The 11,204-nt window shown below is 72.3% G+C and carries 6 protein-coding genes and 1 pseudogene; all 7 read left to right on the top strand.

Annotated elements, in window-relative coordinates; genetic code table 11:
- Positions 1–36: 36 nt before the first annotated feature.
- Positions 37–897, top strand: coding sequence for a pentapeptide repeat-containing protein (locus ACWD10_RS31730; RefSeq protein WP_451097111.1), 861 nt, complete (start codon positions 37–39; stop codon positions 895–897).
- 526 nt (positions 898–1,423) lie between these two features.
- Entirely contained in the window at positions 1,424–1,654 is a 231-nt protein-coding gene (locus tag ACWD10_RS31725; protein ID WP_451097146.1) for a hypothetical protein, read from the top strand.
- A 22-nt stretch (positions 1,655–1,676) separates the two neighbouring features.
- A complete protein-coding gene (gene eccD / locus ACWD10_RS31720) occupies positions 1,677–3,044 on the top strand; it encodes a type VII secretion integral membrane protein EccD (protein ID WP_451097145.1) in 1,368 nt (455 codons plus the stop codon).
- A 73-nt stretch (positions 3,045–3,117) separates the two neighbouring features.
- Positions 3,118–4,644 (top strand): nucleotide-binding protein, encoded by a 1,527-nt coding sequence (locus ACWD10_RS31715; protein WP_451097110.1) that lies wholly within the window; start codon positions 3,118–3,120, stop codon positions 4,642–4,644.
- A gap of 142 nt (positions 4,645–4,786) precedes the next feature.
- Complete coding sequence (gene eccCa / locus ACWD10_RS31710) at positions 4,787–8,815, top strand: type VII secretion protein EccCa (RefSeq protein WP_451097109.1); 4,029 nt, start codon at positions 4,787–4,789, stop codon at positions 8,813–8,815.
- Positions 8,812–10,221, top strand: coding sequence for a DUF6177 family protein (locus tag ACWD10_RS31705; protein WP_451097108.1), 1,410 nt, complete (start codon positions 8,812–8,814; stop codon positions 10,219–10,221). The genes eccCa and ACWD10_RS31705 overlap by 4 nt, the downstream gene beginning before the upstream one ends.
- A pseudogene (locus ACWD10_RS31700) lies at positions 10,176–10,745 on the top strand (recombinase family protein); the annotation flags it as partial. The gene ACWD10_RS31705 and the pseudogene ACWD10_RS31700, both read left to right, overlap by 46 nt.
- Between the last annotated feature and the right edge of the window lie 459 nt (positions 10,746–11,204).

Below are 11,204 nucleotides of genomic sequence, written 5' to 3'. Positions count from 1 at the left end.
TCCGGTATCCGGAACGTTGGCAGGAAGGTGCGGGGCATGCCCTCCGACCCGGAGGCTGCTGACGCTCTGCGCGCCTGGTCTGCCTCACCGGACGACACCACAACCCTGGACGCGTCAGGGCTCAACCTGTCCGGGGCGGACCTCAGCCGTACCGATCTGGCCACCGCGCTACTCATCGAGACAGACCTGCGCCATGCCAAGCTCGTGGGGGCCGACCTCTATCGGGCCAACCTGGCAGCCGCGGCGTGCGATGACGCGGACCTGTCGAGCGCCTGGCTGTCGAAAGCCGACCTGCGCGAGACGTCCTTGCGCCGCGCCGCTCTGACCGGTGCCAATCTGGGGAGCGCCGAGCTGTGGCAGGTCGATGCGCGGGCGGCATCGTTCCGGGGCGCGACACTCCACGGCGCGGGCCTCTTCCACGTCCAGGTCCAGGGCGCCGACCTGACCGACGCGACCGTGAACGAGACATCGTTCGAGGTAGTGCTCGACGGCAAAACGGCCGTGCGCGGTCTGACCGGCACCGTGTTCGGCCCCGCCCACCTCGACGAGGGCGGAGCGCTGCGTGAACTCGCGGGTCTTGAGCTGGAGCTGTGGCTGAACGGCTGCGGCGCCTCGGTGGACGTACTCAACTCGCCGCCCGGGACGGTCACTTACTACGCCCGCATTGACGACGAATTTCCCCGTGAACGGCCTGCCGGCATCCTGCGTCGCCGCCGAGCAGGGCAGTCCTTCCGCGACGAGGCGTTCACACGGAATCTGCGCTGGGAGCCGACGGAGTATCTGCGGCTGTACGAGCTGGGGCACAACGAAGACGACCACGTCGAAATCACGGAGGCTGAGGCCAACCAGTTCATTTCCCGCATCATCGACAAGCTGCGCAACACACTCTCAGCCTGATCCGGGCGCCCCACTATCTGGAAATCGCGGATGCCCGTGATGTTGCGATCGGGTATGTATGGGCCAATGACGAAGATGACGCCGCGGGTTGGCTTGTTCGGGCCAATGGCGGTGACGACGCGTTCAACGAAGGCTTGGTCCGGGCTACCAAGCTCCACGATGCCGAGGCTTGTGGCGTCAGCCCGACGGCCCCTCGCTGAGCTGATGCGGGACTCGGACGTGTCCCGATAGCTTCCGCAGCTTCCGCAGCCCGACGAGCGGATCGCGGCCGGGCTTGCGCGGGACATTCCCGGTGGCGCACCATCGCCACGAGCACTGGTGCACTCGGTGACTCTGCTGTACCGGGCGGCAGCGCCCGAGGTGGGACAGCGGCGTCAGGCGTCCGTGCGTCAGGCGTCCGTGCGTCGGGCGTCCATGTGTCGGGCGTCATGCCTCAGATACAGGACAGGAAAGGATCCGGGAAACGGTGGGGGCTCAGGAGTACGACAGCCAGCTGCTGGAGTCGGTGTCGGTACGGCGTCGGCGGATGCGGGATGCCTTTCTGTTCGGGGCGGAGCGCGGGCGGCGGTCCGTGGACGAGCGGCTGGGGAAGGTCGTGGCCGGGATCGTGATCGCGGCCATTCTCTGTGCCGGATGTGTGGGGTGGTCATTCATTTCCAAGCGCCTCATCGGGCAGGATCCCTACGGCTCCCGCCCGAGTTCCCCGTCCAGTGCCCCGGCGTCTTCCGCGGGATCTTCCGCTGTCACACCCCGGTGATAGGTTCGAGCGCGTGTTGAGTATGGGGGCCGTAAATCGTTCTGGCCGGGCGGGATTGAGCCGGGTCACGCTCGTTGGCGAGCGACGGCGTATTGATCTTGTTCTGCCGTCGGACGAGCCCATCGGGCGGCTGCTTCCGGAAATTCTCCGGCTTCTCGACGACCAGGCGGCCGCCCGGCCGATGCTGCGGCACCTGGTGAGGGCGGACGGCTCCGTGCTCCCGCAGGACGGCACCCTGGAGTCGGCCCAGGTGGCCGACGGCGCCGTGCTGCGCCTCGTGCGCGCCCAGGATGCCCCGTCGGCCCCGGTCGTGCACGACGTCACCGACGAGGTGGCCGAAGACCTCGGGCTGCGCGCCTGGCGCTGGCGGCCCGCCGCACGTCGGGTGACCGCGGGGACCGCCGCCGTGGCCTGGTCTCTGGCCGCCGGAGTGCTCGCCCGGGGCGAGTTCGGCGCCCTCGCCGGGGTCGCCTCGGCGCTGCTCGTCGTCGCCGGGCTCGCGGGCGCCGTCGGCGCGCTCCTCGGACGCCTCGGGCGGCTCGGCGTGGCCGCGACCCTGACCGCCTGCTGCGGCGGACTCGGCCTGCTCGGCGCCTGGACGCTCGCCGACGCCCTCGACTGGTCCGGGCTCGCCCGGTGGGCCGGAGCCGGCGTCGTGGCCGTGGTCGCGCTCGTCCTCGCCGGCTGGTTCACGCCGCTGGGGCGCGGCGGGCTCATCGGCGCCGGGGCCGTGGCCTCGGCCGGGATCGGTTGGAGTGTCGTCGCGGCGCTGCAGAGCGGGGCGGCGGAAGCCGCACAGCAGGCGCGCGTGGGCGCGGTGATCGCCGTCGCCTCCGTCGTCGTGCTCGGCCTGCTGCCGCGCCTGGCGCTCATGTCCTCAGGGCTCACCGGGCTCGACGACCGGCGGCTCGGCGGGAGTGCCGTGGGGCGCCAGGAGGTCGCCTCCGCGCTGACCGCGACGCACCGAGGGCTCGTCCTTGCCACCGTGGTGGCCGCGGCCTCGGCGGCCGTGGCGGCGCTGTTCGCACTGCGGGAGCCGAGCGCGTGGACCATTCCGCTTGCCGTCCTCACGGCGACGGTGCTGTGGCTGCGGGCGCGCGCGTTCCCACTCGTGGCCGAGGTCGTGGTGCTGCTCGTCGCCGGGGCCGTCGTGGCCGTACGGCTCGTGGTCCTGTGGCTGCAGCGGCCCGAGGCGGGATTCGGGGCCTTCGCGGTGCTCGCGGGCCTGGCCGTGGTGGCGCTCGCCGTCCTTGTCGTCCAGCCCGCCGAGCATGTGCGGGTACGGTTGCGGCGCCTCGGGGACGTACTGGAATCGGTGGGTGTGATCGCGCTGTTGCCGGTGGCGATCGGTGTGTTCGGGGTGTACGGGCGCCTGCTCGACACCTTCTGACGCGCGGCGCGGAGACGGTTGTGCCGCGCGGTGTACGGGGTCGGGGTCGAGGTCGGAAAGGGGCGTAGTACCAATGGCTGGAGCGGACTGGCAGCGCGATGTGCTGCGCGAACTGAAGCAGGCCGAGGCTGAGGCCGAGGCCAATAACGCCGAACCCGGGCCCGGGGCCACGGACAGCCCGGCGGACGGGGGCAACGACCGTACGATGACGCTGCAGCTGTCCCGGGCCGAGGCCGAGCGCGCCTGGCGGGAGCAGGCACAAGAGCAGCAGGCCCAGGAGCAGGAGCGGGAGCGGGCCGCGCAGGCGGCGCAGGCCGCGGCGGCTCAGCAAGCCCAGCACATCGGGCACGCAGGCCAGTCAGGGCAGGCCGGGGGCGCCGGGTATGCAGCCCAAGCAGGCCATGCAGGCCATGCAGCTCATACAGGCCAAGCAGGGCAATTCGGGCAACATGTCCCGAATCAGCCCGCTTCCGCCCACGCCCCACAGTCACAGCAGCCCCAACACCCGCACCAACCCCCACAGAACCAGCAGCCCCAGCCCCAGCCCACCGCCCAGCCCCCGCACGCCCAACCCACCATGCACCTCACCCAGCAGCCCCTGCCCCCCGCCGAGCCCACCGGGCTCGCCCCTGCGGCATCAGCGTCCCCGGCGGCACCCGGCCCCCGCACGCCCGCCGTCACCCCGGAGTCCGAGCCGACCCTGGACCCGCGGCTCTCCGGGGCCGTCGGGCGCCCGGTGCGCGGGGACTCCGCGGTGCGGCGCACCGGGCGGTCGCTGCGGAAGCTGACCTCGTCCGCTGCCAAGGAGGTCGAGGAGCTCACCCGACTCGGGCGGGAGGTACAGCAGCCGGTGACCACGGGCCGGGTCATCGCCGTGAGTTCCATCCGCGGTGGTGTCGGTAAGACCACGGTGTCGGCGCTCCTTGCCCGTACGTTCAACCACTACCGGCAGGATCCGGTGCTGGCCCTGGAGATGGACCCCGCGCTCGGCACGCTGCCGGTGCGGCTCGGGGCCGAGACGGTGCGCTGGTCGGTGGCGGACCTGGCGCAGCTCCTGAATCCGTCGATGCTCCTGACCGATGTCACGGGTTACCTGGTGCCGGTGACGGACGGAGGCTGGCTGCTGCCGGCCAGCCAGGGCCGGATCGGCGCCATGGTGGACGTCGAGATGTACCGCACCGTGACGCTGGCGCTGCGCCGGTACTTCGGGGTGTCCGTGGTGGACTGCGAGTGTCTGCCCGGCGAGGTGGCGCGCACCGCGATGGCCACGGCGCACGCGCGCGTGGTCGTGGCGCCCGTCACCGCCGAGGGCGTCAACGGCACCCGCCGTGTCCTGGACTGGCTGGCCGGGCTGCCGCGCGGGGTGCTCGCCACGACCGTGGTCGCGCTGACCGCGAGCTCGCCCGACACTTCGCTGGACGTGAAGAAGGCGACCGCCCATCTGCGCGAGGCGGGAGTGGCGGTCGTGCCCTTCCCCTACGACCGGCACCTGGGCGCGGGCGGCACGATTCAGAACGCGCTGCTCGGCGAGGACACGCGTCGGGCCGCCGCCCGGCTCGCCGCCGAGGCCCTGCAGTTCGCGGTGAGGAAGCAGCCATGACGCCGTACCGGAAGCGGGAATCGGCGCCGCACGGGCAACAGGACCTGGCGCCGTACGCGCAACAGGAATCGATGCCGTACCCGAAACAGGAATTCACGCCGTGCCGAAGGCACTTGACGTCGGCCGCCGTCGGGAGGGTGGCATGAGCCAGCAGATCGTGCACCGCCCGGCGCGTGCCACGCGCCCGCTGCCCGAGCCCGCGCCGCGCACCGTCGAGGCGCCGCCGAACCTCCCGGAGGGGAAGATCGGCAACGCGGCGACGTCGCTGCTGCCGCTGGCCGGTGTCATGGGTTCGGTCGTGATGATGACCGTGATCCGCAGCAGCCGGTTCGCGGCCATCGGCGCGATCGTCCTCGTCTTCGCGCTGCTCGCCGCCGTGGCCCTGTTCGTGTCGCAGCGCGGCAAGGCGCAGCGCACCCGGCGGGCGCAGCGCGAGCGGTATCTGGAGTATCTGGAGCAGCTGCGTGAGGAGTTCGGGACCGCCGAGCGGGAGCGACGGGAGCGGGCCCGCATCCTGGATCCGGCGCCTGAGGCGGCGTACGACCTCGTCCGCGACCCGGCCCGGCTGTGGGAGCGGCGCCGCCTGGACGCCGACTTTCTGCGGGTACGGGTCGGCACCGGGGACGTGCCGGTGCAGGCCCTGACGATCGGGCACGGCGAGGGTGGCGTCCTCACCCCGCCGGACCCGTTCATGCTGAACGAGGCGCGGGCCCTGCTCGCGCGCTACGCGAGCGCCGGGGACTGTCCGCTCACGGTGCCCCTGGACCGGGCCGGGAACGTCAGCATCGTCGGCGACCGCGAGGGCGTGCTGCGGGTCGCCCGGGCCCTGCTGATCCAAGCCGCCGTGCTGCATGCGCCGGCCGACGCCGCTCTCGCGCTCGGTGTGCCGGGCGACCGGCTCGCGGCGGACTGGGAGTGGGCCAAGTGGCTGCCGCACGTGCTCGACCCGGACCAGCACGACGGGCCGGTGCCGGTGCGCCGGATCGCCCCGAGCCTGGACCAGCTGGCCGACCTGCTGCGCACCGATCTGCGCCGCCGGGCCTCGTACGCGGCCGAGGTGCGCCGCGGCCTGGCCGACCGGCACGCGCTGCAGATGTCGGACCGGCTCCTGGTCGTCAGCGACGAGTACGGCGGGAACGCGGCCGAACTGCCCCGCCCCGACGCGGCCGTCGGGCTCGCCGGGATGGGCGTGACCGTGCTGCACCTGCTGCAGGAGCAGGTGCACGAGCCGGACGAGGTGTCCGTGCGGATCACCGTGGCCGACGACGCGGTCACGGTCGAGGACCTGCGCACGCCGCAGCGGCCCCCGGCCACCGGCATCGTGGACGACGTGACCGTGGCGGGTGCCGAGGGCCTCGCGCGGATGCTGGCGCCGCTGCGGCTCTCGGCCGAGTCGGTGGCGGAAGGCACCCCGGTCTCCGGGGCCGTGGACTTCCCCGACCTGCTGCACATCGACGACCCGGCCGCCCTGGACCTGGGCCGGCTGTGGGCGGCGCGCGGGGAGCGGGACTTCTTGCGGGTGCCGATCGGCGTCGACGACCACCACAAGCCGGTCCTGCTCGACCTGAAGGAGTCGTCCGAGCTGGGCATGGGCCCGCACGGGCTGTGCGTCGGGGCGACCGGCTCCGGCAAGAGCGAGCTGCTGCGCACCCTCGTGCTCGCGCTGACCGCGACGCACCCGCCGGAGGATCTGGCCCTGGTCCTGGTGGACTACAAGGGCGGTGCGACGTTCGCGCCGTTCGCCCAACTGCCGCACGTGGCGGGGGTGATCACGAACCTGGAGAACCAGGCGGGCCTGGTGGAGCGGGTGCACACCAGCCTCGCGGGCGAGGTCAAGCGCCGCCAGCAGGTACTCAAAGACGCGGGCAACGTCGCCGACATCGGGCACTACGCGGCGCTGCGCGCCGAGCGGCCCGAGCTGGGTCTGGAGCCGCTGCCGCACCTGTTCGTCGTGATCGACGAGTTCGGTGAACTCCTCACCGCGAAGCCGGACTTCATCGACCTGTTCCTGTCGATCGGCCGGATCGGCCGGTCCATCGGCGTGCACCTGCTGCTCTCCAGCCAGCGCATCGAGGCGGGCAAGCTGAAGGGCCTGGAGACGTATCTGTCCTACCGCCTTGGCCTGCGCACCTTCTCGGCCGACGAGTCGCGTACGGTCCTGGAGACCACGGACGCCTTCAACCTGCCGCCGCTGCCGGGCTTCGGCTACCTCAAGGTCGACACGTCGACGTACGACCGCTTCAAGGCCGGCTACGTCTCCGGGCGTTACACCGGCCCTGCCCTGCGCGAGACCGCCGAGGACGAGCCGCTGGCCTGGCCGTATCCGGCGTTCAATACGCTGGGCGACGCTCAGGCCCCGGCCGCGGGCGAGGACGAGGCGGTGCCGGGCAAGCGGGACACCGGGCCGACCGTCATGTCCGTCATGGTCGACCAGCTGGTCGAGGCCGCGGCCCCGGTGCGCCGCATCTGGCTGCCGCCGCTGCCGGACGCTGTAGCCCTGGACACGGTCGCGGGCCCCCTTGAGGCGTCCGCGCGCGGCCTGCACCTGGCCCGCCGCCCCGAGGGCACGCTGCGCGCCCCGATCGGCGTCCTGGACGACCCGGCCCGCCAGTGGCAGGGCGTGTGGCACCTCGACCTGACGGTCTCCGGCGGGCACACAGCGGTCATCGGCGGCCCGCAGACCGGCAAGACCACGCTCCTGCGCACCCTGGCCCTGTCCCTCGCCCTGACCCACACCCCGCGTGAAGTCGCCCTCTACGGCCTGGACCTGGCGGGCGGCGGCCTGAGCGCCCTGGCGAAGCTGCCGCACGTCGGCGGCATCGCCGGGCGCGCCGACCACGAGCGGGCCGTGCGCACGGTGGCCGAGGTGCGCATGATGCTGAACGAGCGCGAGGAGCTGTTCCGTGCGCACGGCATCGACTCCATCGAGCAGCTGCGCCACCTGCGCGCCCAGGGCCGACTGCCGGAGCTGGCCTCCACCGACATCGTGCTCCTGATCGACGGCTTCGGCGCGCTGCGGGACGAGTTCACCGATCTTGAGGACGACATCACCGACCTCCTCAAGCGCGGCGGCGGCTACGGCATTCACGTGGTCGCCGGGATGCTGCGCTGGAACGATGTACGGATCGCCACCCAGTCGATGTTCGGCACCCGCCTGGAGCTGCGCCTGAACGACCCGGCCGACTCCAGCATCGAACGCAAGCTGTCGCAGACCCTCGGCGCGGACGAACCGGGCCGGGTACTGACCGACGGCAAGCTGTTCGCCCAGGTCGCGCTCCCCCGTATCGACAGCACACCGTCGACGGCGGATCTGGCCGCGGCGCTTGAGCAGGCCGCCGCGTCCGTGCGGGCGTCCTGGCACGGCGACCTCGCGGCGCCGGTGCGCGTCCTGCCCACCCAGCTGCCCGCGGCCAAGCTGCCGTCGCCCGCGGCCGAGCCGCGCCGCGTGCCGATAGGCGTCGACCAGGACGGCCTGGCCCCGGTCACCCTCGACCTGTTCGGCTCGGACCAGCACCTGCTGATCCTCGGCGACGACGAGTGCGGCAAGACCAACCTGCTGAAGCTGGTCGTCGACCAGCTCACCGCCCGCTACACCGACGAGGAGCTCGTCTTCGGCGTGTTCGACCCGCGGCGCGGTCTGCGCGGCCTGGTCCCCGAGCCGTACCGCGGCGGCTACGCGTACAACATCAAACTCGCCAACGCCCTGGCCACCGGCATCGCCACCGAGCTCGACAAACGCATGCCTGATGAGAGCGTCAACCACGACACCCTCACCAGCCTCACGACCTTTTCCGGCCCGCGCATCGTCATCCTCATCGACGACTACGACATCCTCACCACCGCAGGCCAGCAGCCCCTGGAACCCTTCCTGCCCTACATCTCCTCGGCCCAGGACATCGGCCTGCACTTCGTCCTCGCCCGCCGCGTCGCCGGAGCCTCCCGCGCCCTGTACGAGCCGTTGCTCACCACGCTGCGCGAGTCCGGCTCCACGGCTCTGGTGATGACCGGGGACCGCAGCGAGGGCCCGCTTCTGCCCGGGCTGTACGCCGCCCAACAGCCGCCCGGACGCGGCATGCTGGCCCGCCGCGGACGCCGCCACCAACTCGTACAGACCGCCCTCGCGGCGCCGTCCTCGCACGCCGCGGCAGCCCAGGAAGCGCCCCCCGCATGACCAAGGACGTCATCGCCCTCACCCAGAAGATGCCCGACCCCAAGGCCCTCCTGATGAGCCTGTACGCGGGCGGTCCCGACTTGCAGGCCGAGGCCCTGCACGCCGGTGCGGTCATCCAGCTGGGCACCCCGGCGGGGCGGCCGCTCCTGACGGTGGAGTCCCCGCTGCTTGTGCACGTGCCCGGAGAGGCGGCCCGCCTCCTCGGCGAAGGCGCGGACCTGCCCGAGGCCCCGCTGTGGTGGACGGAGGCCCGCGCCACCACCAACGTCCCCGAGGCTGAACGCCTCGCCGCCTCCTTCGCCGGCCGCCTCAACGCCCTGCTCGGCGGAGCCACTTGGCCCCCGAACACTGCCTCCGTGAAAGCCGTCGAGCTCACCCCGGAGACCGCCGCGCTCACCGCGTCGGACACCCCTCAGCCGGCCGTGGACGTCCTGACGGACAAGGCCGCAGTGGTCCTCATGGACCGCCCCGTCGTGCCGATGACGACGTGGCTGGCGGATGTGCTGCGCACCGCCGCCGCCGAGGACCGCGCCCTGCAGATCGTCACGCCGCCGCACGCCCGCCTGACCCTGCCCACCCGGGTCGCGCTCGGCGGGCACCCCAACCGCTGGGTCGTCCAGGACGAGGAGTGCGGCTACTACGACGGCCTCTCCGGCGCCGTACTGCGCTGGCAGCACGGCCAGTTCGCCCCGGCCCGCACACCGGACGGCAAGGCCCACGCCGCAGAGTCCTTCACCCGCCGGCAGAGCCTCCCCGCCGACCGCCAACTCCTCCTCTCCCTCCGTACGCGCCACACCCCGGACACCGACCTCACCCTGGGCGGGGCCCTGGAGACCTGCTGGCAGCACCTCACGGGCGCGCCTCCGGCCGGCTGGGGCACCGCCGAGCCCGTCAACCTGCCCTGGAACCCGCGTCAGTTGACGGAGCTCGTCCGCGACCGCGCCCCGGAGCCCAGCTGGCTCACCGCCGTCGGCCACCCCGACCGCCCCGCCCTGGCCACCCTCCGCATCACCCGTACCACCGCCGGAGTCGAGGAGGAGATCACCGCCGCGTTCGGCTACGGGCCCGACGAGACCCCGCCCGTGGACGCCCTTGAGTCCCTGGCCGCGGCCCTCGCCGCCGAGCACGGCCTGACCAGCCTCCTCACCCACCTGCGCCGCGCCGACCGCGACCTGACGGTCCCGCCCCGCCTCGAGGCCCCGCCCATCCCGGTCAGCTTCACGCTCGGCGCCGACGACATCGAGCAGATCGGCACCGACCACGCCTCCCGCCCACCCCTGACCCTCACCCCAGTCTCCCTGGGCCCGGCCCAACGCCCTGCCATGCACTACCCGTTGGGCGACGGGAGCAGCGGTGCTACGTGGAACGATCTGCAGACGCTCCTGAGTCACTTGAGGCCGGCGTAGGTCGCGCTTTACGAGCCTGGGCGCGCTCCACGAGCCACGGTGAAACCCCGTGCCGTGACCGCCCCCGTGGGAGCAGGATTGCCCCCCTATGCCTCGGCGGACGACCGCCGTACGGCTACCGCATCGTGGACCTCGGCCCTCACCCCAACCCCGCCAAGGCGGCGGACGGCAGGCGGCTTCACTGCCTCGACGTCGACCTCGTGGCGGCTCCCATCGTCCAGCGCATCTTCGCCGAGTACCTGGCCGGACGCGGTCTTTACGCCATCGCCGAAGGGCTCACCGCCGACGGCATCCCCTGCCCCTCCGCACACGACCCCGACCGCAATCGGCACCGCGATGGCATCGCCTGGTCGAAGGGCGCGGTCCAGGCGATCATCAACAACCTCCGCTACACCGGGCACCAAGTGTGGAACAGACAGCGCAAGGAGGACGTGCTCCTCGACGTCGAGGACGTGGCCCTCGGCTACGAGACCCGGATGCGCTGGAACAACGTCGACACCTGGGTCTGGTCCAAGGACATCGTCCACCCGCCGCTCATCAGCCTCGCCGACTTCCGACGCGCTCAGCAGTGCAGAGCCGAACGCAACCGCCGCCCCTGGCCGCACGAACGCGTCAGCCGCCATCACCAGTACGCCCTGCGCGGCCTCGTCAACTGCGGCCTGTGCCGACGCCGCATGGGAACCCAGTGGTCCCACGACAGCGCCTACGCCCGGTGCCGCTTCGCGCACGAGTACGCCGTAGCGAACAAGGTTCAGCACCCGAAGAACGTGCTCATCTGGGAGAGCGCGGTCGTGCCGCGTCTCGACCAGTGGATCGGTCTGCAGTTCGCGCCGGGACGCATAGCCGAAATGATCAAGAAACTGCACGAAGCCCAAGCCCAGAGCTCGCCGGACACCGACACCAGCGAAGCCGCCGCGGTCGTCCGGGACTGCGATGCCAAGCTCGCCCGCTACCGAGCTCTGATCGACTCCGAAGCGGCCAGT

The organism is Streptomyces sp. NPDC002851 (assembly GCF_053591935.1).
This window is presented reverse-complemented; position numbering and strand designations above follow the sequence as displayed.